This window comes from Streptomyces smyrnaeus (assembly GCF_017676345.1).
Taxonomy (GTDB): Bacteria; Actinomycetota; Actinomycetes; order Streptomycetales; family Streptomycetaceae; genus Streptomyces; species Streptomyces smyrnaeus.
Genome location: NZ_JAFFZM010000008.1, coordinates 122113 through 145467, shown reverse-complemented (window position 1 = coordinate 145467; position 23355 = coordinate 122113). Strand labels below are relative to the sequence as shown.

Below are 23355 nucleotides of genomic sequence, written 5' to 3'. Positions count from 1 at the left end.
AGCGCGGTCCGCCACCTGCCCGAAGCACCCCCGCAAGGGAAGCAACCCCGCAAGGGAGCCGCACCTGTGAGCAGCGCCGACAGCAACCAGCGAACCCCCGAGCCGCCGGAGAACCTGCCCGGATCGAGTGACCCCGGGACGGCCGGAAGCATCCAGGGCGGGCCTGCTCCGGGCAGGACCCCCTCCGAGGGGACGGCCTCCGGTGGGGAGTCCGCGGGCAGTCACCCCCTCAGCGTGGACAGCGTGGACGCGGCCGAGGCCACCTCGGCCCTGCGTGCGGACATCCGCAGGCTGGGCGACCTGCTCGGCGAGACGCTGGTGCGCCAGGAGGGCGCCGAACTGCTCGACCTGGTGGAACGGGTACGCGCGCTCACCCGCAGCAACGGCGAGGCAGCCGCCGAGCTGCTGGGCGAGACCGACCTGGAGACCGCCATCAAGCTGGTGCGCGCCTTCTCCACCTATTTCCACCTCGCCAACGTCACCGAGCAGGTGCACCGCGGCCGTGAACTGCGCCAGCGCCGCTCCGGCGACGGCGGGATGCTCGCCCGTACCGCCGACATGCTCAAGGACGCCGACCCGGCGCATCTGGCGAACACCGCGCGTAACCTTTCGGTACGTCCCGTGTTCACCGCCCACCCCACCGAGGCGGCCCGCCGCTCGGTGCTGACGAAGCTGCGCAAGATCGCCGAGCTGCTGGAGGAGGCGGACGGCAAGCTGGGCGGCGCCGAACGCCGCCGCACCGATCTGCGGCTGGCCGAGAACGTCGACCTGATCTGGCAGACCGACGAGCTGCGCGTCGCCCGCCCCGAGCCCGCCGACGAGGCCCGGAACGCCATCTACTACCTGGACGAGCTGCACCGCGGCGCCGTAGGCGACGTACTGGAGGACCTGGCCGCCGAGCTGGAGCGGGCCGGAGCCCCGCTGCCGTCCGGCACCCGCCCGCTGACCTTCGGCACCTGGATCGGCGGCGACCGCGACGGCAACCCCAACGTCACGCCCGAGGTCACCTGGGACGTGCTGCTGCTGCAGCACGAGCACGGCATCACCGACGCCCTCGCCCACGTGGACGAGCTGCGCGGAGCCCTCTCCAACTCGATCCGCAACTGCGGCGCCACGCAGCCGCTGCTGGATTCACTCGAAAGAGACCTCGCCCGGCTTCCGGAGATCAGCCCCCGCTACAAGCGGCTCAACAAGGAAGAGCCCTACCGGCTCAAGGCCACCTGCATCCGGCAGAAGCTGCTCAACACTCGCACCCGGCTGGCCGAGAAGCTCCCGCACACCGACGGCTGGGACTATCTGGGCACCGGCGAGCTGCTGGACGACCTCGCCCTCATCCAGGACTCGCTGCGCGAGCACCGCGGCGGCCTGGTCGCCGACGGCCGCCTGGAGCGCGCCGTGCGCACGATGGCCGCCTTCGGCCTCCAGCTCGCCACGATGGACGTACGCGAGCACGCCGAGGCCCACCACCACGCGCTCGGCCAGCTCTTCGACCGGCTCGGTGAGGAGTCCTGGCGCTACGCCGACATGCCGCGCGACTACCGCCAGCGGCTGCTGGCCAAGGAGCTGCGCTCCCGTCGGCCGCTCTCCCCGAGCCCCGCGCCGCTGGACGCCGCGGGCGCCAAGACGCTCGGCGTCTTCGAGACCGTCCGCAAGGCGCTGGAGACCTTCGGACCCGAGGTCATCGAGTCGTACATCATCTCGATGTGCCAGGGCGCCGACGACGTCTTCGCCGCCGCCGTCCTCGCCCGCGAGGCCGGGCTGATCGATCTGCACGGCGGCTGGGCCAAGATCGGCATCGTGCCGCTGCTGGAGACCACCGACGAGCTGAAGATCGCCGACGAGCTCCTCGACGCGATGCTCTCCGACCCCTCCTACCGCAAGCTGGTCTCCCTGCGCGGCGACCTCCAGGAGGTCATGCTCGGCTACAGCGACTCCTCCAAGTTCGGCGGCATCACCACCAGCCAGTGGGAGATCCACCGCGCCCAGCGCCGACTGCGCGACGTCGCCCACCGGCACGGTGTACGGCTGCGGCTCTTCCACGGCCGGGGCGGCACCGTCGGCCGCGGTGGCGGCCCCACCCACGACGCGATCCTCGCCCAGCCCTGGGGCACCCTGGAGGGCGAGATCAAGGTCACCGAGCAGGGCGAGGTCATCTCCGACAAGTACCTGGTGCCCTCGCTGGCCCGGGAGAACCTGGAGCTGACCGTCTCGGCCACCCTCCAGGCGTCGGCCCTGCACACCGCGCCCCGCCAGTCCGACGAGGCGCTGGCCCGCTGGGACGCGGCGATGGACACCGTCTCGGACGCGGCGCACCGTGCCTACCGCGAGCTGGTCGAGGACCCGGATCTGCCCGCGTACTTCTTCGCCTCCACGCCTGTCGACCAGCTCGCCGAACTCCACCTGGGCTCCCGCCCCTCCCGCCGCCCCGACACCGGAGCGGGCCTGGACGGACTGCGCGCCATCCCGTGGGTGTTCGGCTGGACCCAGTCGCGGCAGATCGTCCCCGGCTGGTTCGGCGTCGGTACAGGACTGAAGGCCGCCCGCGAGGCCGGACTCGACAGCGTGCTGGAAGAGGCGCACACCCACTGGCACTTCTTCCGCAACTTCCTCTCCAACGTCGAGATGACGCTGGCCAAGACGGATCTGCGGATCGCACGCCACTACGTCGAGACGCTCGTTCCCCAGGAACTGCGGCACGTCTTCGCCACCATCGAGGCCGAACACGCCCGCACGGTCGAGGAAGTACTCCGTATAACAGGCGAGAGCGAGCTGCTGGAGGCCAACCCGGTCCTCCAGCAGACGCTGAAGATCCGTGACGCCTACCTCGACCCGATCTCCTACCTGCAGGTCACCCTGCTGCACCGCCAGCGGGAGGCCACGGCCCAGGGCAAGGAGCCGGACGAGAACCTGGGCCGCGCGCTGCTGCTGACCGTCAACGGCGTGGCGGCCGGCCTGCGCAACACCGGCTGACGGCCTCCGCGGCGTACGGGCCTGGGCCCTGCTTCCCTTCTGCGCGCTTCCCTTCCGCGCGTCAGAAGGTGAGCAGGGCCCAGGCCCCGCCCATGACCAGCGCTCCGCACAACCCGGTGACCACTGCCGTCTTCCGCATCCGCAGCCCGCCGGCGATCACCAGCGACGCCAGCAGCAGGGCCCCGCCCAGCGGCACCCACGCGTACAGGATCCCGGCCGGTCCCGTCCGAACGACGTGGTCGGTGCCGGGCTGCACGGCCACGTCCAGCGTCCGGCCCTCACCGCCGGAGACGAACTCGGAGACGGTCACCCGCTCCGGCTCGGACGTCTTCTCGCCGAGGAACGTCCCGGTGCACTCGTCGTCCCCGCACTCCTTCACGGTGACGGTGCCGCGCTCGTCGCCCGTCATGGCGGTGGCCGCCGTCTCCCACGACGTCCATACCCCGGCCACCACCAGCACCAGCGCGATCAGCGCCATCAGCCCGGCCCGCGCCAGCAGCAGCATCCCGAAGGCGCTCTCGCCGAGCCGCCGCATACGGCTGCGCTTGACTGTGGTCTGTGCGGCTCGTGAAGACATGGCGGAGATCCTGGCCACTTGACGGTAGCCGGTCAACCTTGGGTGACCGGCTTGTACGTGCTTGGGGCCGTATCGGAGTCGAGTCTTCCGGTACGGGCGTACGGGCGTACGGTCGGCGCGGTCGAAGCCGTCTCCAGGAGCCGCTGCCCCCTTCACCGCTGCCTCTCCTTTCCCCTTCCTTCCTTCCCTCCTCCCCCTTCCTTCCCAGGCCGCCCCTTCTCTCGTTCTCTCTCCGCGCGTTGCGGCGCCTATCGGGAAACCGCAACTCCACTGTGGGAACTGTCAGAACCGAGAGGGAGGCCAGACGACATGTGGCACGACATGATGACCATCGAGATCCCGGTCGTCGAGAAGATCCTGCGCACCGTCTTGGTGTACACCGTCATCGTCGTACTGTTCCGGCTGGCCGGAAAGCGCGGACTGGCGTCGATGAACACGTTCGACTTCGTCGTGATCTTCCTGCTGTCCAACGTCGTACAGAACGCCGTCATCGGCGACGACTACAGCCTGCTCGGCGGCGTGGTGGGCGCCGCCACCCTGGTGGGCGTCAACGCGCTCGTCAACAGGCTGCTGGCGGTCGAGGGGCACAGCGCCCGACTGCTGGAGGGCAAGCCGACCACCGTCATCGAGGACGGCCGGATCGTCCGCCGCGCGATGCGGCGCCTCGGACTGCGCACCGGAGAGGTCGAGGAAGCGGTACGGCTCCAGACCGGCGGCACCGTCGAGACCGTCGAGCACGGCAGCCTGGAGCCGGACGGCAGGCTGCTCGTCGTCCCCGGCGCCGAGGCGCAGCAAGCCACCCGAGCCGACATCGACCGTCTCGCGGACCGCCTCACGGCCATCGAGGAGATGCTGCGGGCGAGCCGGGGGAAGTAATCCCTCACGGCTGCGCCGGGCCCTCACCCGGAGCCCTCGAATCCTCTCCCCAGTCCGTCACATGTGCACTACAGTCACTGCGCGTGCCGCTACGTGACAGTAGAGACACACAGAGGCACACACAGAGACACACACCGTGGAAGAGAGCCGGGGATCGGACGGAGCGGTTGCTGGATGTCCTTCGAGCAGGAGTGGAACGACCTCAAAAGCAGCTCAGGCGGCACCGAATCGACCGCCATGCGCCTCAACCAGGCCACCACGCCGGACACCGGGCCGGGAGCCGGTAGTCGTCTCGACGGGTCCGGATGGCTGGTCGTCCAACGAGACGACCTCGGACGCGTGGGGCATGCCGCCTACAACCTCTGGCGCAAACTGCGGAAGTCGGCCGACCTCGGCGGGGGCGAGGACGGCAACGGTTCCGGGGCGACCGGACGCGCGGCCACACAGCTGAAGACGCACTCGTTCCTACTGGGCGAGGAACTGGCCCGCACCGCGAAGTTCTGGACCTCGCAGGTGAACACAGTGCTTCAAGGGTGCGCCCACATCTCCAACCACCTGGACTTCTCCAAGGACCACCACGGAGAAGAGGACCGGAAGATCGGTGCCCAGATTCTGGGTAAGGACGGAACAGAGCTCACGCCGTCACAGATCTCCAGACTGCTGCACTGAGCCATCGCCATACCGAGGGGGGAACGGCGGGGCATGAAGGAGTCCCAGATCACCTACACCGACCTGCTGTCGGTGGACTTATCCAGCTTCGGCACGGCAGCGGCGGACTGGAAGCAGATCCAAAGCGAACTCACGACGCGGGCTTCCGAGGCCGAGGACGACATGAACGCCAAGGCCCGGCAAGCGAGATGGGCCGGAGCCAACGCGGACGCGGTACGCCCCTTCGTGCGGAAGATCGCGGAAGAGGTCGAGGACCTGCGGCGCGAGGCCGAAAGCATCTGGAAACTGATGGACGGCGCGCACGAGGACCTGGTCGCCATCCAAAAGGACGTGGAGGCCGAGAAGGAGAAGGCCCGCAAACTCGACGTCCACGTCACGGACAACGGAAACGGCACCGTGTCCTGCGAGTTCCGGTACGGAACGGACGACGCCACGACGGCCAGCGGCTACTACATCGGCGGCACCGGCAAGAAACGCACCCCCGAGGAGCGGGAAGCCAGGGACGCCATCGAGACCCGGTTGAACTTCCTGATCGGCAAAGCCCGCGAGATCGACGCCACCGCCGCGCGGTACATCGGCAAGAGCCACGGCAAGGACAAGTACGACGCCGGCCACGCCACGTACAAATCCCTGGACGACGCCCAGGCCAAGGAGGCGGCCGGCCTCGCCAGGAAAGAGCTGGAACTGGCGGCACACGGCAAGGAACTCAGCACGCCGGACCTGCAGCGGCTCCGCGATCTGACCAAGTACAACGCGACGGACGCCGAGTTCGCCACCCGCTTCTACCGCGAACTGGGGTCAAAGAAGGCGCTGCGCCTGCACGGTCAATTAGGCATCGACGCCTCCACGGACGGCGGCGACACCCGCCGCGAACTCTCCCGAACCATCCAGAACTCACTGGACCGCGGCCTCGCGCTGGCCACCCATCCCGGTGGCGGCAAGGACGGAAACGTCACCCACCTCGGCAGCGCGTGGACGGAGGAACTGAAGAAAGTCGGCAAGGAGCCGATCTTCCTCCACGACCCGCAGAGCAACGAGCGGGGCAAAGGCGCCATGCCCCAGCAGAAAGTCCTCGGCTATCAGGTGCTGGGCAACATGCTGCGGCACGGCAAGTACGACGAGGGCTTCCTGAACGCGGTCGGCAACGACATGGTCGAGACCGAACGCAGGAACGAGTACGGCTCCGCCGGCTGGCCCAACCCCCACAACGCCCGACGCGACGGCGTCCTGAACCTCGACCCCAAGGGCGGCACGGGCTTCGACCCGATGGCCGGCCTGATGAAAGGGCTGAGCCACAGCCCGGACGCGGCGACCGAGTTCTTCAACGGCTACACCGGCGGCGACAAGCACGGCCCCGAGGAACTGTCCAACTTCGACTACTTCTTCGGTGACAAGAGCCGGGAGGAGCCGATCGACCCTCGCGACTGGCCGCCCGACGGAGACGACGACGAGTCAAAACGCGGCAAGGACGCCCTGGGCAGCGCAATTGAAGCAGCAACGACGGGACGCCCCCCGGGCGACGAGGGCCCGCCGCTGAAGCATACGCAGGAACAGGCGGACTTGTTCCGTCGCGTGGTGTCGCGGCTGGGCGGAGCGGAAAACGCTTCTTTGGTGGAGCACGGTGGAGAGTTGGAACCGCTCCAGCCGCACATGGGGAATATGGCTGCCGACTACATGCGCGATGTGCAGCGCGGCATCGTCCACGTTCCGGACGGCCTTATTGCCGAGCAGGGGAAGGTCGCAGAGGTCGGAAACCTGAAAGGCGACGAACTCGGACGCTTCCTGCGGGCAGCCTCCCAGGATGCGGACGGATACGCCTCCATTACGCACGCCTCTCACGCGGTCTCGGCAGAGATCCTGCGTAACGCGATGCACGAACCGCCTGGAGACAACAGTCTTTCGGATGCAGCGGTCAAGGGCGCGGAGCCGGGCGCGAAGGTTGCGGCTGCGGCAGCCGAAGGGAGAGCTGAGGGTATCGAAAAAGCGCAGGACAGAGTCGGAGCCGTCGAACGGTACAACGAATCGTTGGACAAGAAACAAGAGTTGGTCGGGGCGATTGTGGACATGGGCTTGGGTCGCCTCACCTACGGAGGCGAAGCCGCAGGGCAGATTGCGGGTGCGGTCCAAGAGGCAGTTTTCGATCAGTATCGAAAAGACCCCGAGGAAGTAGTTCGTCAAGTGGAGGAAGGACGCAGGGATTTTCTTGCCGCTGAAAAGATGCGGGAAGCAAAGGCGATGGAGGAGATCGCGAAAATCGCTGGAGAACGTGCGGGTGTGAAAGGTGAAGCCTTGGACTGGGCAGCTACCGACGTTGCGAACGCGGTGGCCGATGATTTCCCGGGAAAATGAGGGAGGTGGAGGAAGGTCGGAGGGCCCTGATGGGGAAACGGACGCTCGCGCTGTGCGCAGCGTTGGTCGTAGCTGTTCTTACCGCAACTGTATGGTGGCTCCGCCCCAGCAATGAAGAAGGTATTGCCATACCCGAACGTGTATGTGGCGGTACTTTTTCCGGTAAGAAATTGGAGCCGCTTCTCAGTGGAGGGGAGGGGGGAGTGGAATCGCATCTCGTTCGAAATTTCCCGGGAAGCCGCAGAATGTCTGACGTCCCGGTCTGCGAGCTGAGTGCCAAGGGGAGAAGTGTCAGCTTCCGGGTCGACTACTCGGGCTTCCCGAACGACCCCCTCGCCGAGCTGGAAAAAGAGAACAAATTTGTTGCGGAACTCGGTCCTGCTCGCGGAACGTACGACGAGTTCAACGGGACGGTCCACTTCGGCATCCCATGTCCTACTGCTGAAGGCCCCGACAACACCTTGTTCTTGAATGTAGGCGCGAGCAAGGCGCGTGATGCCGATGCGGCCGGCATGACGAAACTCGCAGAATTGACCGGTTACGCAGCCCGCACCCTCGCGCAGAACGTCTACAAATGCAAGGGCGCCGATGAGCTGCCCGAGGGGCCGGTCCACATCAAAAGAGGGGAAGGTAGCCGGTGAGCTCATTCACACGTGCGGTGATGGCGACGGCAGCGGTGTCAGGTCTGGTGCTGCTCAGTGCCTGCGGGAGCGGTGACGAGTCCGGGAAGGGTGACATCGAGGGGGCGAAGGACGGTAAGAAGTCGGCCTCGGCATCGCCGAGTTCGAGTCCGAGCCGGTCGAAGAGTTTGGGCGCGCCGAACTTAGATCTTCCCAAGGGTGTTCGTGTCGTCTTCGAGGACGAGGCGACGCGTGATCCGAAGAAGGCCAAGGTTCTACGGGATCACGCGTACGCGGTCAAGGCCATGGCGCTGGCGTACTCGACAGGTGAGCCGGATGTGCCGGTAGTTCACCGTTACTACCAAGACGCCGCGGGGCAGCAAGTCCAGTCGCGTGTCAAACAGTACCGTGCGGACGGAAAAGTGGGAACGGGCACGTACCGCTACTACGACCGCAAGGTCACCCTGGGGAAGAGCTCTGCTTCCGTCACCTTCTGTGAAAGCCAACGCGATGCTTTCGCCAAGATGGTGAAGACGGGAAAGGTGATTCGTACCAGGCCGAGCATCAACGATTTCGTCAGCGGGAAGGCCATCATGGAGAAGCGCGGTGATACATGGGTGGTTATTTCGATGGCAGGGAAAAGTGGTGACAAGAAATGCGCACGGTGAACAAGAGAACCGCTGCGTCGGTTCTGGCTGCCACGGCGATGCTCTTATCGTCGGCGCCCCCCGCCTTAGCCGGGAACGGCGGTGGCTGGGGCGGTACCACCGAACCCTCCCCACCTCCGCAAAACAACAAACCCAACGACATCGCCTCCCGGGTCGAGTTCTCCCTCCACAATGTGCCGAAGGCCGGGGGGACTCCCATGGCGCCGGTGCGGGGAGGGCAGTGGGAGCCGCCGGCGTGCTGGTACGAGCCCCGGTACTCGCCGGAGGAGTTCTCCGCGTACGCCACGACCGTTGATGTACGGCACGGGGAGGGGGCAAGCCGGGAGGGTGGGGTGCGGGCGAAGTACCCCGATATGCATATCGGGGACAAAGGTCAGTGGTACATCATGCGGTACGACACCAGCAGCACCGGTGGCACTCCTCAGAAGTGCCTCGATCAGGACGGCTTCGTCTTCGTCGGGCCCGACGACCCGGCGCCCACCGATGCGCCCGTGCTCGACCCGGAAATCCTCGCCGGGCTCGCTTACAAGAAGACGACGCTGCCCGCGCCGCCGTTGGCCCTCTCGCCGAAGCCGAAGCAGCAGGTGGTGAATCTCGCCACCCACGCCCGCTTCGCCAAGAAGTTGGGCCGGGTATGGGTGACCGCCGCCATTCAGGAGGCGGGGCTGGACCTGGCGGCCACCACGGTGGCCGAACCTGCGACGCTGCGGTTGGTGGCGGGGACGGACGACGCGGATCCGGCGTCGTGCACGTACGACCTGGCCGAGAGCGACGGTGGGGGCTACGCGGTGGACACCGAGGACGCCGACTGCAACATCACGTATCGGCGCGTCACCGCGAAGGGAGCGGCCCACACGCTCAAGGCGTATCTGACCTGGCGCGTCTCCTGGGCCGAGGGCGACAGCCCGGACGGAACGCCGCGCCATCAGATGCCGGACGGGGAGTCCGTCGACGAGGTGGCCGTCACCGTCAAGGAGATCCAGGCCATCAACCGCGACTGACCCGCGGGCCGCAATGCGGCGCGTCAGCTGTTGTACGTGCTCTGGGCGCGTTCCAGGCCGTCGGCGATCAGCGACTCGCACGCGTCGGCGGTGCGGTCGACGAAGTAGTCGAGTTCTTTGCGTTCCGCGGCGGAGAAGTCCTTGAGGACGTAGTCGGCGACCTGCATCCGGCCGGGGGGTCGGCCGACGCCGAAGCGGACGCGGTAGTAGTCGCGGCCCAGAACCTTGGTGAGGGACTTGAGTCCGTTGTGGCCGTTGTCGCCGCCGCCGAGCTTGAGGCGGAGGGTGCCGTAGTCGAGGTCGAGTTCGTCGTGGACGACGACGAGGCGGTCGGCGCCGATGCCGTAGAAGTCCAGCAGCGCCTTGACGGGGCCGCCGGAGACGTTCATGTAGGACATCGGTTTGGCGAGCACCACTCGGGTGCTGGTGGTGCCCGGGATCCCGATGCGGCCCTCGACCACCTGGGCGCGGGCCGCCTTGTGCGACTTGAACTTGCTGCCCATGCGGCCGGCGAGCAGATCGGCGACCATGAAGCCCACGTTGTGGCGGTTGCCGGCGTAGTCGGGGCCCGGGTTGCCGAGTCCGGCGATGAGCCACGGGGTGGTGGCCGACATACGTGGTCCTCCGGTCGTCAGATCGTGCCCGGCTGTGCGCCGGTCCCCTCCTGGGTTCCCGTGCCGCGGGCGCCGGACGGTGTGCCGGTGTCGGCAGTCCCGTCCGGCGCCCGCGGACCACGGGGTCGCGCCCCGAGCAGAGGCGCGCGGGCCCCTGCTCTGCGCAGTGGCGCGGGGTCCTACTCGGCGCTCTGGGCGGCCGGGGCCTCGCCCTCGGCGGCCTCCGCACCCTCGGCCGCGGGCTCCTCGGCCTGGGCGGCCAGGACCTGGATGACGGTCTCGTCACCCTCGATGGCGAGCGAGGTGTTGGGCGGCAGGGTGATGTCCTTGGCGAGGATCTGGTCGCCGACGTTCAGGCCCTCGACGGAGACGGTCACCGACTCGGGGATGTGGGTGGCCTCGGCCTCGACCGGCAGCGAGTTGTAGACGTGCTCGATCAGGTTCTGGCCCGGGGCCAGCTCGCCCTCGATGTGGATCGGGACCTCGACCTCGACCTTCTCGCCGCGCTTGACGGTCAGCAGGTCGATGTGGACCAGGAAGCCGCGGATGGCCTCGCGCTGGACGGCCTTGGGGATGACGAGTTCCTTCTTGCCCTCGACGTCCAGGTGGATCAGGACGTTCGGGGTCTTGAGCGCCATCATCATGTCGTAGCTGGGCAGGGCCACGTGGACGGGGTCGGCGCCGTGACCGTAGATGACGGCGGGGACCTTCTCCTCGCGGCGGAGACGGCGGGCCGAGCCCTTGCCGAACTCGTTGCGGATGGTCGCGCTGATGTTGACGTCAGCCATGCTGCGCTCCTCGTGAGTGACGGTGGTACGGGTGTCTGCGGTGCCACTCGGTCCCGACGGACCTGCTACGAAGAGCGCGCGTCGATAACGGAGCATCCGGTCCGGACGTCGGATCCCAGACGTCGAAGACCGGCCTCCCTCGCCGAGCGACTCGCAGAGTCTACGCGGCGAGGGAGGCCGGTCGGAAATCGATCAACGGGGAGCGGGCCTCACCCGCGAGCGGGCAAGCGCCTTGCCTCGGCGCGGCCCACCGCCGTGCCCCGGGGCGTCCCGCCATGCCCCCGTGGGGCCTAGGCCTGCTCGTCGAAGAGGCTGGTCACTGAGCCGTCCTCGAACACCTCGCGCACCGCGCGGGCGATCGTCGGTGCCATCGACAGCACCGTGATCTTGTCGAGCTCCAGCTCGCCGGGGGTGGGCAGGGTGTTGGTGAAGACGAACTCGCTGACCTTGGAGTTCTTCAGCCGGTCGGCGGCCGGGCCGGAGAGCACGCCGTGTGTGGCCGTGACGATGACATCCTCGGCGCCGTTCGCGAACAGCGCGTCGGCCGCGGCGCAGATGGTGCCGCCGGTGTCGATCATGTCGTCGACCAGGACGCAGACCCGGCCCTTCACATCGCCGACGACCTCGTGCACGGTCACCTGGTTGGCCACATCCGGGTCACGGCGCTTGTGGACGATGGCCAGCGGGGCGCCGAGCCGGTCGGCCCAGCGGTCGGCCACCCGGACCCGGCCGGCGTCGGGGGAGACGACAGTGAGCTTGTTGCGGTCGGTCTTGGCCGCCACGTAGTCCGCCAGCAGCGGCAGCGCGAACAGGTGGTCGACCGGGCCGTCGAAGAAGCCCTGGATCTGGTCGGTGTGCAGGTCGACGGTGAGGATGCGGTCCGCACCCGCGCACTGGAACATGTCGGCCATCAGCCGCGCCGAGATCGGCTCGCGCCCGCGGTGCTTCTTGTCCTGCCGGGCGTAGCCGTAGAACGGGACGATCACGGTGATGCTCCGTGCCGACGCCCGCTTCAGCGCGTCGATCATGATGAGCTGTTCCATGATCCACTTGTTGATGGGCGCGGTGTGGCTCTGCATCAAGAAGCAGTCGGCGCCGCGCGCCGACTCCTGGAAGCGGACGTAGATCTCACCGTTCGCGAAGTCGAAAGCCTTGGTCGGGACCACGCCGATACCGAGCTGTTTGGCGACCTCTTCGGCGAGTTCGGGGTGGGCGCGGCCGGAGAAGAGCATGAGTTTCTTCTCGCCGGTCGTCTTGATCCCGGTCACTGCTGTTGTCTCCCTGTGTGGTGCGCCGCACGGCGGCTCAGCGGGGGGCGGCGTCGGTTGGCGGGGCCGCATCGGTCAACGGGGGCGGCATCGGTTTTCGGCCGCATGGCCTGTCAGGCTCCCCATAACCGTACGCCCAGCGTCATACAACCGGATACCCGGTCTTAACCCTCTTCGGCGGGAACCTGCCCGGTCGCACCCTCGGTGGAACGGGTGGTTTCAGCCGCCTCCGAGGGGCTCTCGGACGATGCTCGGGAGGCTGCTCGGGTCGCATCCTGCGCGGCTGCCGTCTGCGCCTCGTCGGCTGACTGGGCCGCCTGAGCTGCCAGCGCGGAGGCGCTGCCCGGTCGTTTCCGGGCCACCCAGCCCTCGATGTTGCGCTGCTGGCCGCGCGCCACGGCCAGCGAGCCGGGCGGTACATCCTTGGTGATCACGGACCCGGCGGCGCTGTAGGCACCGTCCCCGACCGTGACAGGAGCCACATACATGTTGTCCGCACCCATGCGGCAGTGCGATCCGACCGTCGTGGTGTGTTTGCTCTCACCGTCGTAGTTCACGAAGACGCTCGCCGCGCCGATGTTGCTGTGCTCGCCGATCACCGCGTCACCCACATACGAAAGGTGCGGCACCTTGGTGCCCTCGCCGATCTCGGCGTTCTTCATCTCCACATAGCTGCCGGCCTTCACCTTGCGGCCCAGCCGGGTACCCGGACGCAGATAGGTGTACGGCCCGACCGAGGCGCCCTCGCCGATCTCCGCGCCCTGCGCGACGGTGTTGCTGACCGTGGCGCCCGCACCCACCCGGGTGTCCGTCAACCGCGTATTCGGCCCGACCTCGCTGTCCGGACCCAGATGTGTGCTGCCCAGCAGCTGGGTGCCCGGGTGGACCAGGGCGTCCGGCTCGTAGGTCACGCCCACGTCCAGCCACGTGGTGGCCGGGTCGATGACCGTGACGCCCGCCAGCATGGCGTCCTCCACCAGTCGGCCGTTGAGCATCCGGCGGGCCTCGGCCAGCTGTACGCGGTTGTTGATGCCCGCGATCTCGCGGTGATCACCCGCCACGGCGGCGCCCACCCGGTGACCGGCCTCCCGCAGGATGCCGAGCACATCTGTGAGGTACTCCTCACCCTGGCTGTTGTCGGTACGGACCTTGCCGAGCGCCTGCGCCAGCAGTCGACCGTCGAATGCGAACACCCCCGAGTTGATCTCCCGGATGGCGCGCTGCTCCTCGCTCGCGTCCTTGTGTTCCACGATCGCCGTGACCGCGCCACCGCCGCTCTCGCGGACGATCCGGCCGTAACCCGTCGCGTCCGGGACCTCGGCGGTCAGTACGGTGACGGCGTTGCCGTCCGCGGCGTGGGTGTCCGCCAGCTGCTGCAGCGTCCGGCCGGTCAGCAGCGGGGTGTCGCCGCAGGTCACCAGGACCGTCCCGGCGGGGCCGTCCTCACCCAGCTCCTCCAGCGCCATCCGGACGGCGTGCCCGGTGCCGTTCTGCTCGTGCTGTACGGCGGTACGGATGCCGGGGTCCAGCTGCGACAGATGCGCGGTGACCTTCTCCCGCGCGTGCCCGACGACCACGACCAGCTGCTCCGGATCCAGTGCTCGCGCGGCGCTGACGACATGGCCGACCAGCGAACGGCCGCAGAGCTCGTGCAGGACCTTCGGAGTCGCCGACTTCATGCGGGTGCCCTCACCCGCTGCGAGAACGACGACGGCTGCCGGGCGAGTGACGCTCACGGGTGTGCCCTTCGGCTTCGGGGGTGGGTGCTGTCCGCAGAATACCGGTGGGTCGGCGCACGCCGACGTCGACGGGTGCGCGCGTGGCAGTGGCGGCGGGGAGCGGGGAGAGCGCCCGTGAAGGGGAGTGGGCTCCCGGGGAGGGATTCGAACCCCCATCGACGGCACCAAAAACCGCTGACTTGCCCTTAGTCGACCCGGGATTAACTGTATGTCCGATATGCCGCTCCGGCTGATCGGGCACCCCATACTATGCCGCACGATCAGGTCCGCACGCGACGGTAATGGCGAGGGGCGGGGGTGTTGTCCCGGCGCACGCCGCCGCGCTGTCTCGCCGAGGGAAACCGTCCGGTCACGGACGAACGAGCGGAATGGGATGTTCCGGGGATCGGCAGGGCAAGCTGCCGGGGGGCGGTCGTAGGGTGGTCGGTATGACCGAGACGGGGGAAAACCGTACGCGGGGCGGGCCGTGGTGGTGGGAGAGACCACGGAGTGCGGTGCTCGACATCGCCCTGGGCGCGGCCTCCGCCGCGGAGTGTGCGCTGCAGGGTCAGGGCTTCGCCCGGGAAGTGGGGATTCCCAGTGTGCTCGCGGTGGTGCTCGGCGCCGTCGCGGGGGCGATGCTGGTGCTGCGTCGCCGCTGGCCGATAGCCGTCGTCCTGGTCGCCATCGCCGTCATACCGGCCGAGATGGGTACCTTCCTCAGCGTCGTCGGCCTCTACACGCTCGCCGCCACCGAGGTGCCCCGCCGGATCACCGGACTGCTCGCCTCGATGGCCGCCCTCGGCATGCTGGTGATCACCGCTTTCCGGCTCGATCAGAGCATCGGGCAGGACCCCGACTTCAACCCCTCGGCCTGGTTCGTCCCCCTTGTGACCGTCCTCATGTCGATCGGTGTGACGGCCCCACCCGTGCTGCTCGGCCTGTACGTGGGCGCGCGGCGGCGGCTGGTGGAGTCGTTGCGGGAGCGCGCCGACGGCCTGGAGCGCGAACTGTCACTGCTGGCCGACCGGGCGGAGGAGCGCGCCGAGTGGGCGCGCAACGAGGAGCGCACCCGCATCGCGCGGGAGATGCACGACGTGGTCGCACACCGGGTGAGCCTGATGGTGGTGCACGCTGCGGCGCTCCAGGCGGTGGCGCTCAAGGACCCGGAGAAGGCCGCCAAGAACGCCGCACTGGTGGGCGATATGGGCCGCCAGGCGCTCAACGAGCTGCGCACGATGCTGGGCGTACTGCGGTCCGGTGAAACGGAGCGTACGGAGCGGACGGAGCGTTCGGAGCGCGCAGATAAATCGGACAAGACAGACAAGGTGGAGCGGTCCCATGTGGCGGAAGGCTCCCGTCCCGGCTCCGCGACAGGTTCCGCCGCGACCGCCACCGCCGCGACCGGCTCGGCGGCCATGGGGGATTCCGACGCCGTCGACGGGCAGCCCGGTGACGGCGCCGCCGAGGCTCCTTCACGACTGGCCGAGTTCGCCTCGGCGGTCGCCGGGCGGGCGAGCACGGGTGCCGCGGAAGCCCGGAAGGAGGGAGCGCGGACGGGGGCGCACGACGGCGGGCCCCGCGCCGACAAGGGCGCCGCCTCCTCCGACGTGCCGGACGTGCCCTCCCTCGCGCAGCTCGACGTGCTGGTCGGACAGTCACGCGCCGCGGGGATGACGGTGGAGCTCAGCGTCGAGGGCAGCCCCGACGGCACGTGCCCTCCGCCGGTGCAGCAGACCGCCTACCGGGTGGTCCAGGAGGCGCTGACCAACGTGCACAAGCATGCGGCGGGGGCGGCCACCCGGGTACGGGTCGCGCACCGCACCGCCGAGGTCGCACTCCAGGTCGAGAACGATCCGGCCGCCGACGGCGCGGCCGACGCGGGTCTGCCCAGCGGCGGCAACGGCCTGGTGGGGATGCGGGAGCGGGTGACGGCGCTCGGTGGCGGTTTCGTCTCCGGGCCGACGGACGCGGGCGGCTTCCGCGTCTCGGCGATCATCCCGTACGCACGACCGTGAATCGCCCCGTGCGCACGACCGGAATCATCCCGTACGCGCGTTCGTGAGGCCCTCGGGGCCCGTGCTGCTCTCCGGCGGGGGAGTGGGCGGCGGGGTCGCGCTCAGCCGGGCCGGGACCAGCCCCATCAGCAGGGCGGAGAGGGCGGCGTCGAAGTCGGCGCCCAGATACCAGTCGCCGGTCGCGTCGATGCTGTAGACACGGCGCTCGGCGTCGATGGCCAGCAGCGCCTCGTCCTCGCCCTCGATACCGATCGGGCAGACCTGGGTGCCGAGCGCGCGGCCGAGATCGGAGAAGGTGCGCGCCGAGTGCAGCCCGGGGAGCGGGTCGATGTACACGGGTGAGGGGGCCAGATGCCGGCCGGGGCCCGTGGGGGTGATGTGCAGGGTGCCGAACTCGGCCCACACCTCGACGGCCGCGGGGAAGACCGCGTGCCGGTGGCCGCCGGGCGAGATGTGGCCGCGCAGGGTGTCGGCCCACTGTTCGGCCTGCCGGATGTCCCAGCGGCCGGGCTCCCACCCGGCGGTGCGCAGCGGGTCGTCGACGGCGACGGGGAAACGGGTGGTCACTGCGCGCTCTCCTGTGCCGGGTCGACGGCCCGCACCCCGAAGTGGGCCAGCAGCGCCCCGCAGGAGCGGCACGGCGGCGCGTAGCTGCCGTGCAGCGGGTCGCCGTCCTCCCGGATGCGGCGCGCGGTGAGCTTGGCGTGTTTGAGGGCGCGCTTGGCCTCGCTGAGCGTGAGCGGCTTGGTCGCCTTCCCGGTGCGGGAGGCCTTGCCGACGGTCCCCTTGCCGCTCCGCGCGTTCCTGGCGGCCTTGCGTCCGCCGCGCTTCTCCGCACGGACGGCCTCGGTGGCGGTCAGATAGCGCGACAGCAGTACGGCTTCGGGGCAGCGGCCGGTCTGGCGGGAGCGGCGCTCGGTGGTGAGGGTGTCGAGGAAGTCCTGCACCAAGGGGTGGTGGGTGGGTGGACGTTCGCCCTTGCTGCCCGTGCAGGTGAGGGTCTCGCCACGGATGGACAGGGCGGCGGCGACGGCCGGCAGGATGCCGTCGCGGCGCTGGAGCAGGACCGGTGCGGTGGCGCTGAGGGAGTCGACTGCGGCTATCCAGCCGATACGCGGGTCGCCGCTGCTGTACGAGCTGCTGTACGAGCCGTGCTGCGACTGCGGCGCTTCCGGCTGCCGCGGTGTATGCGCCTGTGGTGCCGTGTGCAATGGAGCTTCCTCCCAGAGTGTCCCCTCTGTGCCGGGGCTCGCCCAAGTATGCAGTGTGGCGCATGAGTCGATCATTCCGCCGGTGATGTCATGGAATTGTGGCGGTGGTGGCGACATCGTGAAGGGCGCCTTGTGGCGCCCCCCGGGGCGGCGGATGATGGCCAGCCTCCGCGACCGAGAGGGATGGCCATGACCCGCACGACCCGCACGACGCGGCCCGCGCGTCTCCGCGCGCCGCGCCGCACGCTCGTGGCTGCCGCCGCGCTGCCCGCGCTGCTGCTGCCGCTCACGGCCTGCGGTGGAGGAGGCGACGCCGACCGAGGGGGAAGCGGCGGCGGCGCGAGCAGTGACAGCAAGAGCGACAGCAAGGACGGCGGCGCCAAGGGCGGCAACGCCGAGGACGGCAAGGACGGCAAGGGTGACGCGAGCGGCAGCGGTGGTGCCGACGGCAGCGACAAGGCCGCCGCGAAGCCGCTCGGCGAACAGCAGTTGCGCTCCGCGCTCCTCAAGACCGGGGACATATCGGGCTATCGGGTCAATGAGAGCAAGACGGCGCTCAGTGAGGACGACGACGACACTCCGCGGACCGGCCCGGAGTGCCGCCCGCTGATCGATGTCTTCAGCTCCGACTCCGAGCAGAAGCGCTCCGCCTGGGCCGGTGCCGGCATCGTCAAGGGAAGTGAGGACGAGCTCAACGCCCGGAGCACCATTCACCAGGTACTGCTGTCCGCCTATCGGCCGGGCGAGGCCGAGGCGTTCATGGGCGATCTCAAGAGCGCCGCGCGGCAGTGCGAGCAGATCGTCGACAAGAAGGCCGGCAGGACCGAGAAGGTGACGGTCGAGGCACGGCCGTCTCCGGGCCGGGGCGACGACTCCGTGCGGTTCCTCATGGAAAATCCGGAAAAGAGGAAGACGGGGGTGCTGGTGACGGTTGTCCGTTCCGGTGCTCACACCATGAGCTTCATGTCCACCTCGCTGTCGGGTGAGCGGGTCGCGGAGCCGAAGCCGGTGGTGGACAAGCAGTTGGCGAAGCTGGAGGCCGCCACCGGGCGTTGACCGAGGATCGAATCCCTGGTGGTCGCGGGCTGGGCCGCCGGTGGTCGCGGGGCTGAGTCCCTGGTGGTCGCGGGGCTGACCACCAGGGGCGGTGTCTGCCTGCTGCGGTACCGCATAGGCTGTTCGGAACCAGCCAGAAGCAGCAGGGAGCCAACGCCATGACGACAGGTCGGCTTGGGGTGGGGGCACCTCCCGGCCCCCAGGGCCGGGGAGAAGCCCCCGCGCCACCGAACCGGGCGTACGCCGGGCAGGTCGTGAACTTCCCGGATCCCGTCAGGGCGGCCCGCTACCCCCAGGGGGTGCGGGTCGACCACAGCGGGTTCCCGGACTTCTCCGCGTACGCCCGTGCGGCAGCAGAGATCGCAGAGCCCCCGGACGGCTTCGGTGGCGACGAACTGCGCCTGACGGACTACGTGTCGGCCAATGCCGCGCTGCACGCCGAAGGGCACGAGCTGTGGGCGGATCTGCCGTCCGTCGCCACCCCGCACGGTTGGACGTGGCACCACGTGCCGTTCAGCCGCCGGATGGAACTCGTGCCCGTCGAGGTCAAGGCGCTGCTGCGGCACCACGGCGGTTTGACGACGGCGGGTGTCGACCACGAGAAGACCGGTACGCGCCCCCTCCAGGAGACCCGGCCCGCGCACTTCGCCGTCCCGCACGGCCCCGAGTCCGCGGTGAGCGAGCGGCAGGTGGTGGACGTCGAGGAGCGGCTGGGCTATCGGCTGCCCGGTGCCTACCGGACGTTCCTGAAGGTCGCGGGCGGCTGCGCGCCCCAGGGGGTCGCGCTCGACGCGGAGTTGGGCCTGCTGGTGGACCAGCCGTTCTTCACGGTGCGTGACGACGCGGCCGTCAACGATCTCGTCTACATCAACAAGTGCCTGCGCGACCACCTCACCAAGGACTACCTGGGGGTCGGATTCGTGCAGGGTGGGCTGATCGCGGTGAAGGTGAAGGGCGAGGCGCCCGGTTCGGTGTGGTTCTGCGCGTACGACGACGCCCGGGACGCCGACGGTATGCAGGTCCAGGAGCGGGTCGAGCGGCTGCTGCGGCCGTGCGGCGCGGACTTCGACGAGTTCCTGCTGCGGCTGGCCGGCAACCCGCCGGAGCTGGAGACCGTGGCGAACCTGATGGTGGACGGCGGCTTCGCCCGCGCCGTCCCTGTGGAGAGGTGAGAGCGCGATGGTGACCTTGGCGCAGGCCCAGGAGCGCGCCGAGCGCTGGGTCAACGGTGACGTACCCGGCTACCAGCACCGTGAGGTGTTGGTGCGCGAGTTCGACCTGGGCTTCGTCGCCTGGGCCGAGGACCGCGAGGGCGGACCGGTCTCGGACGGCGGCAACGTCCGGCTGGTCATCGCCCGCGACAGCGGCGAGACGACGCTGTGGCCCGCGCTGCCGGTGGGCGAGGTCATCCGCCGCTACGAGGAGGAGTACGGCGAGGAACCGGCCGTGGCACCTCCGCCGCCCCAGCAGCGGCTCGATCTGGAGGCGACCTCGTTCCTGCTGACGCCGCCCGAGTGGCTGCAGCAGGCGGCCGACAAGATGGGCATCCCGGACCGGCGCGCCGACGGCCCGGAAACCTCCGGTGCGCCCGGTCCGACAGCTGCGCCCGGTGCTCCGGGCTCCGCCGTGCCGGACACGCCGCCGGCCTCCCCTGCCGCCCCGGCTGCTGCCGCCGCCTCCGCCGGGGACTCGCTGGGCGGGAACCCGCCCGGGGCCAGCCCCTGGGACGGCGCCGACACCGGTGGCGCCGGAAGGGGCGAGGCGCAGGCGCCGCCCGCGACCGTGTTCGCGCCGCCGCTGATGGGCAGCGACGAGGACGACACCCCGCCGCCCCCCGGCTCCGAGGCGCGTACCGAACTGCTGCCCGAGGGCAGTGTGCTGCCCAGGACGACGGTGGCTCCCGCTCTCGACGGTCCGGACACCGACTTCGGTCACTCCCCGGCCCGGCCCTCCGGCGGGCCCTCCCAGGGCGGCGCGCCCGGAGGCGACCCCGGCGCGGGTGACACGGGAACGGGTGATCCCGGCACGGGCGACACGGGAACGGGCGGTGACACGGGCGCCGGCCCCGGGAGCGGCGGGGTGCACCATGCCGCCACCATGCTGGCCGACCCCTCCCAAGGCGGTCTCCAGATGCCGGGCGCCCCCGGGGCGCCCGGCACCCCCGGCTCCGGTGACGTCGCGGACGCCGCCACCAGCCGTGCCGCGCGCGGCTCCACCCCGGCCCAGCCGTCCTCCAGGGGTACGGGTCCCTCCGTGCCTCCGCCGCCCGGTGCTCCCGGCACCCCCGGAGCCCCCGGGGCCCCCGCAAGCCGTTCCGGCGGTGGCCACAGCACTCCACCGCCGCCCTCCGCGCCGGGTGCTCCCGGAGCACCGGGATCACCCGGTGCTCCCGGCGCGCCGGGTGGGCCGGGCGGCGGCTATGTGCCGACGCAGATGGTCTCGGCCGACGACCTCGCCGAGCAGATCAACCAGAGCGGGCAGCAGCCGAAGGCGGACGCCCCCGGCGACTCCGCCACCCCGCCCCCCGGCGGTACGGGCGGTGGCGGCGTGCACCAGGCGGCGACAATGCTGGCCGGCCCCGGCCCCGGCGGCCCCACCGTGCCCGCGCCCCCGGGTGCGCCCGGCGCACCCGGTGCACCTGGAGCGCCCGGCACTCCGCCGCCCGGTGCGCCCGGTACTCCCCCGCCCGGCGCCCCGGCTCCCGCCATGGCGCCGGGCCCCGGCGGGCCGCCGCCCGGTGCGCCGCAGCCGCAGCCCGGTCAGCCCACGGTCGGTCCCGGCTACATGGCCGTCCTGCGCTACCGCGCGCCCGACGGCTCCGAGCAGCAGCTCATCCGCCGTTCCGCGCCGGGCACCCCGCACCCGGAGTGGCAGCTGCTGCACGAGCTGCGGGCGATGAACGTGCCCCCGCAGCAGGTCGTCGAGCTCCACACCGAGCTGGAGTCCTGCGACCTGCCCGGCGGCTACTGCGCGCGCATGATCCGTGAGACCTGGCCGCAGGTGCGGGTGAGCCACACCGCCTCGTACGGCACCGACCACGCGTCCCGGCAGCAGGGGATGCGGCATCTGGTCGAGCACCAGGGCGAGCTGCACCAGGTCGCCGACGGCCCCGCGCGGCCGGCACCCCAGCGGGTGCCGCTGCCGCCTCCCGGTCAGATCCCGCCCGCGCCGCCCATTCCGCCCGACGCCATCGGGCAGGAGCTCATGCAGGCGTTCGGGCCGCAGGGGGTCTTCCGCTTCGATCAGCGGGCGGTCTCCCGGCAGGGCGTGCCCGACATCGTGGCGCAGACCCTGGTCTGGGCGGGCGTCCCCATCGACATGGGCCCCTTCTTCTGGGGCCAGGCCCAGCCAGGCCGCCCGGTGCCCACCCTGGCCGAGCTCGCCCAGGAGCGCGGTGTGCAGCCCGCTTCCGACGCGGGGTCCTACCTGGTGATGGGGACGGACTTCGGTCGGCAGCTGTGCGTGCAGTACGGGACGGCGAACATCGTCGCCGTGCCGCTGGAGGCGGGGCCCGGTGGCCAACCCGCGTCGCCGCAGTTCGTGAACACCGGGCTGCCGGAGTTCGTGCGGTGCATGGCCATGCTGGGGCGGATGTGGCGTCTGCGGTTCGGGTTGACGGCGGAGCAGGCCGGCCGGTGGACGGTCGACTTCCAGGCCCAGCTCGCGGCGCTGGACGCCGCCGCTCTGGCCTCGCCCGAGAACTGGTGGGCGGTCCTGCTGGAGCAGATGTGGGACGGTCTGTTCTGATCTTCCGTCCCCTCGCGGGCGCCCGGTCCCGCCGCGGGCCGGGGCCACACCGGCCCCGGCCACAGCTCCGCCCCCGCCCCCGGTCCCGTACGACGCCCGCGCACCCCGGGACCGGGTAGGGGCGGCGTCCGTCGGACGGGTCAGGGTGGCGGGCGGCCGCGGGCCGGGTGCGGGACCCTCGGTCCATGTACGGGGAGAGCAGCACCCTCTACCGCGCGGGCCGGCCGCGACGCCGCCGCCGATGGCCGCGGGCGGTGGCCCTCGCACTCCTGGTCCTCGTCCTGGCCTGCGGCGCGGCGGTCGCCGGGACCTATGTGTGGGCGGACGACCGGGTGCGGCACACTCAGGCGCTCGCCGACTATCCGGGCCGCCCGCCCCCGGGCAAGGGCACCAACTGGCTGATCATCGGCACCGACACCCGCGCCGATCTCAGCCGCCGGGAGCGCGAGGAGCTGCACGTCGGCGGGGGCGGCCAGCGCAACACGGACACGGTGATGGTGCTGCACTACGGCGCGGCGGGGCCGTATCTGGTGAGCATTCCCCGCGATTCGTACGTCACCGTCCCGGGCCATGGCCGCGACAAGATCAACTCGGCGTATGCGCGTGGCGGCCCCGAGCTGCTCACCCGGACCGTCGAACAGGCGACCGGGCTGCGCCTCGACCACTACGCGGAGATCGACTTCCTCGGCTTCACCCAGGTCGTCGACGCCCTGGACGGCGTGCGGATCTGCCTGAAGAAGCCGCTGCGCGACGAGAAGTCGGGTGCGGACCTGCGCGCGGGCTGCCAGACCCTCGACGGCAGGCAGGCGCTGGCATTCGTACGGGCCCGCTACAGCGATCCGGAGGGGGACCTGGGGCGGGTGAAGCGGCAGCGGCAGTTGCTGAGCGCTCTCATCCGGGAGGGCACGGGCCCGGGCACCGTGGGCAACCCGTTCCGGTTCTATCCGTTCCTCGGCTCCGCCCTGGACGCGGTCACCGTCGACAAGGGGAGCTCCGCGCTGTCACTCACACGAATGGGCTGGAAGATCAGACGGCTGACGGAGGGCGACGGGGGTACTACGACCGTCCCGGTGGCGAACCCCGGGCTCAGCGTGCCGGGTGCCGGAAGTGTGGTCGCGTGGGAGCCATCCGGGTCACGTTCTCTTTTTCATCAGTTGCGACAGGATGTGCCGATTACGGCAACCCCGGTGAAGTAGCGCATCCTG

Annotated in this window: 19 protein-coding genes and 1 tRNA gene; 12 read left to right on the top strand and 8 right to left on the bottom strand. The window is 70.1% G+C overall.

The annotated features are described in order from the left end of the window. The first annotated feature begins 234 nt into the window (after positions 1 to 234). Positions 235 to 2970, top strand: coding sequence for a phosphoenolpyruvate carboxylase (gene ppc / locus JW613_RS15150; protein ID WP_307865917.1), 2736 nt, complete (start codon positions 235 to 237; stop codon positions 2968 to 2970). A gap of 61 nt (positions 2971 to 3031) precedes the next feature. On the opposite strand, the gene JW613_RS15145 is transcribed toward ppc, so the two are convergent. Continuing rightward, entirely contained in the window at positions 3032 to 3547 is a 516-nt protein-coding gene (locus tag JW613_RS15145) for a hypothetical protein (RefSeq protein WP_209211337.1), read from the bottom strand. Positions 3548 to 3856: 309 nt separating this feature from the next. On the opposite strand from JW613_RS15145, the gene JW613_RS15140 reads away from it, so the two are divergent. The 6 genes from JW613_RS15140 to JW613_RS15115 all read left to right on the top strand — a co-directional run bounded on the left by JW613_RS15140 (position 3857) and on the right by JW613_RS15115 (position 9730). Continuing rightward, positions 3857 to 4423, top strand: a complete 567-nt coding sequence (locus JW613_RS15140) for a DUF421 domain-containing protein (protein ID WP_209211336.1) — start codon at positions 3857 to 3859, stop codon at positions 4421 to 4423. A 174-nt stretch (positions 4424 to 4597) separates the two neighbouring features. After that, positions 4598 to 5092 (top strand): hypothetical protein, encoded by a 495-nt coding sequence (locus JW613_RS15135; RefSeq protein ID WP_209211335.1) that lies wholly within the window; start codon positions 4598 to 4600, stop codon positions 5090 to 5092. A 33-nt stretch (positions 5093 to 5125) separates the two neighbouring features. After that, positions 5126 to 7441, top strand: coding sequence for a hypothetical protein (locus JW613_RS15130; protein ID WP_209211334.1), 2316 nt, complete (start codon positions 5126 to 5128; stop codon positions 7439 to 7441). Positions 7442 to 7686: 245 nt separating this feature from the next. Then, positions 7687 to 8082, top strand: coding sequence for a hypothetical protein (locus JW613_RS15125; RefSeq protein ID WP_209211333.1), 396 nt, complete (start codon positions 7687 to 7689; stop codon positions 8080 to 8082). Positions 8083 to 8102: 20 nt separating this feature from the next. After that, positions 8103 to 8729, top strand: coding sequence for a hypothetical protein (locus tag JW613_RS15120; protein ID WP_209211332.1), 627 nt, complete (start codon positions 8103 to 8105; stop codon positions 8727 to 8729). Between the two features lie 386 nt (positions 8730 to 9115). Further along, a complete protein-coding gene (locus JW613_RS15115) occupies positions 9116 to 9730 on the top strand; it encodes a hypothetical protein (RefSeq protein ID WP_209211331.1) in 615 nt (204 codons plus the stop codon). Positions 9731 to 9753: 23 nt separating this feature from the next. Here the strand turns inward: JW613_RS15115 and pth are convergent, their stop codons facing one another. The 5 genes from pth to JW613_RS15090 all read right to left on the bottom strand — a co-directional run bounded on the left by pth (position 9754) and on the right by JW613_RS15090 (position 14339). Continuing rightward, positions 9754 to 10344: an aminoacyl-tRNA hydrolase gene (gene pth, locus JW613_RS15110; protein ID WP_099881735.1), complete on the bottom strand. Its 591-nt coding sequence runs from the start codon at positions 10342 to 10344 to the stop codon at positions 9754 to 9756. Positions 10345 to 10523: 179 nt separating this feature from the next. Further along, positions 10524 to 11132 carry a 50S ribosomal protein L25/general stress protein Ctc gene (locus tag JW613_RS15105; RefSeq protein ID WP_209211330.1) on the bottom strand — a complete coding sequence of 203 codons (609 nt, stop codon included), beginning with the start codon at positions 11130 to 11132 and terminating at the stop codon, positions 10524 to 10526. A gap of 290 nt (positions 11133 to 11422) precedes the next feature. Beyond that, positions 11423 to 12400: a ribose-phosphate diphosphokinase gene (locus JW613_RS15100; protein WP_209211329.1), complete on the bottom strand. Its 978-nt coding sequence runs from the start codon at positions 12398 to 12400 to the stop codon at positions 11423 to 11425. A 164-nt stretch (positions 12401 to 12564) separates the two neighbouring features. Next, positions 12565 to 14136 (bottom strand): bifunctional UDP-N-acetylglucosamine diphosphorylase/glucosamine-1-phosphate N-acetyltransferase GlmU, encoded by a 1572-nt coding sequence (glmU, locus tag JW613_RS15095; protein WP_209211328.1) that lies wholly within the window; start codon positions 14134 to 14136, stop codon positions 12565 to 12567. 132 nt (positions 14137 to 14268) lie between these two features. Then, positions 14269 to 14339 (bottom strand) — tRNA-Gln (locus JW613_RS15090). A gap of 228 nt (positions 14340 to 14567) precedes the next feature. Here JW613_RS15090 and JW613_RS15085 point away from each other — a divergent pair. Then, positions 14568 to 16136 carry a sensor histidine kinase gene (locus JW613_RS15085; RefSeq protein WP_209211327.1) on the top strand — a complete coding sequence of 523 codons (1569 nt, stop codon included), beginning with the start codon at positions 14568 to 14570 and terminating at the stop codon, positions 16134 to 16136. Positions 16137 to 16160: 24 nt separating this feature from the next. Here the strand turns inward: JW613_RS15085 and JW613_RS15080 are convergent, their stop codons facing one another. Then, positions 16161 to 16703: an SUKH-3 domain-containing protein gene (locus JW613_RS15080; protein WP_209211326.1), complete on the bottom strand. Its 543-nt coding sequence runs from the start codon at positions 16701 to 16703 to the stop codon at positions 16161 to 16163. Further along, positions 16700 to 17347, bottom strand: a complete 648-nt coding sequence (locus JW613_RS15075; RefSeq protein WP_245225700.1) for a YwqJ-related putative deaminase — start codon at positions 17345 to 17347, stop codon at positions 16700 to 16702. The genes JW613_RS15080 and JW613_RS15075 overlap by 4 nt, the downstream gene beginning before the upstream one ends. A gap of 189 nt (positions 17348 to 17536) precedes the next feature. Here JW613_RS15075 and JW613_RS15070 point away from each other — a divergent pair, with 189 nt between their 5' ends. The 4 genes from JW613_RS15070 to JW613_RS15055 all read left to right on the top strand — a co-directional run bounded on the left by JW613_RS15070 (position 17537) and on the right by JW613_RS15055 (position 23346). Beyond that, the gene (locus JW613_RS15070) at positions 17537 to 18403 is read left to right on the top strand and encodes a hypothetical protein (protein WP_209211325.1); all 867 of its coding nucleotides are present in this window, start codon (positions 17537 to 17539) and stop codon (positions 18401 to 18403) included. Between the two features lie 158 nt (positions 18404 to 18561). Continuing rightward, entirely contained in the window at positions 18562 to 19575 is a 1014-nt protein-coding gene (locus JW613_RS15065; RefSeq protein ID WP_209211324.1) for an SMI1/KNR4 family protein, read from the top strand. A gap of 7 nt (positions 19576 to 19582) precedes the next feature. After that, on the top strand, positions 19583 to 22150 hold the full coding sequence (locus JW613_RS15060) for an SUKH-4 family immunity protein (RefSeq protein ID WP_209211323.1): 2568 nt from the start codon (positions 19583 to 19585) through the stop codon (positions 22148 to 22150). A 185-nt stretch (positions 22151 to 22335) separates the two neighbouring features. Further along, entirely contained in the window at positions 22336 to 23346 is a 1011-nt protein-coding gene (locus JW613_RS15055) for an LCP family protein (RefSeq protein ID WP_209211322.1), read from the top strand. Positions 23347 to 23355: the final 9 nt, after the last annotated feature.

Bases quoted from the DNA above. Each gene is read 5' to 3' on its own strand.
- JW613_RS15085 (WP_209211327.1), top strand. From the start codon at position 14,568: ATGACCGAGACGGGGGAAAACCGTACGCGGGGCGGGCCGTGGTGGTGG.
- JW613_RS15130 (WP_209211334.1), top strand. From the start codon at position 5,126: ATGAAGGAGTCCCAGATCACCTACACCGACCTGCTGTCGGTGGACTTA.
- JW613_RS15070 (WP_209211325.1), top strand. From the start codon at position 17,537: ATGACCCGCACGACCCGCACGACGCGGCCCGCGCGTCTCCGCGCGCCG.
- JW613_RS15145 (WP_209211337.1), bottom strand. From the start codon at position 3,547: ATGTCTTCACGAGCCGCACAGACCACAGTCAAGCGCAGCCGTATGCGG.
- JW613_RS15065 (WP_209211324.1), top strand. From the start codon at position 18,562: ATGACGACAGGTCGGCTTGGGGTGGGGGCACCTCCCGGCCCCCAGGGC.
- JW613_RS15060 (WP_209211323.1), top strand. From the start codon at position 19,583: ATGGTGACCTTGGCGCAGGCCCAGGAGCGCGCCGAGCGCTGGGTCAAC.
- JW613_RS15105 (WP_209211330.1), bottom strand. From the start codon at position 11,132: ATGGCTGACGTCAACATCAGCGCGACCATCCGCAACGAGTTCGGCAAG.
- JW613_RS15135 (WP_209211335.1), top strand. From the start codon at position 4,598: ATGTCCTTCGAGCAGGAGTGGAACGACCTCAAAAGCAGCTCAGGCGGC.
- JW613_RS15140 (WP_209211336.1), top strand. From the start codon at position 3,857: ATGTGGCACGACATGATGACCATCGAGATCCCGGTCGTCGAGAAGATC.
- JW613_RS15055 (WP_209211322.1), top strand. From the start codon at position 22,336: ATGTACGGGGAGAGCAGCACCCTCTACCGCGCGGGCCGGCCGCGACGC.
- JW613_RS15115 (WP_209211331.1), top strand. From the start codon at position 9,116: ATGCGGTACGACACCAGCAGCACCGGTGGCACTCCTCAGAAGTGCCTC.
- pth (WP_099881735.1), bottom strand. From the start codon at position 10,344: ATGTCGGCCACCACCCCGTGGCTCATCGCCGGACTCGGCAACCCGGGC.
- JW613_RS15125 (WP_209211333.1), top strand. From the start codon at position 7,687: ATGTCTGACGTCCCGGTCTGCGAGCTGAGTGCCAAGGGGAGAAGTGTC.
- JW613_RS15120 (WP_209211332.1), top strand. From the start codon at position 8,103: ATGGCGACGGCAGCGGTGTCAGGTCTGGTGCTGCTCAGTGCCTGCGGG.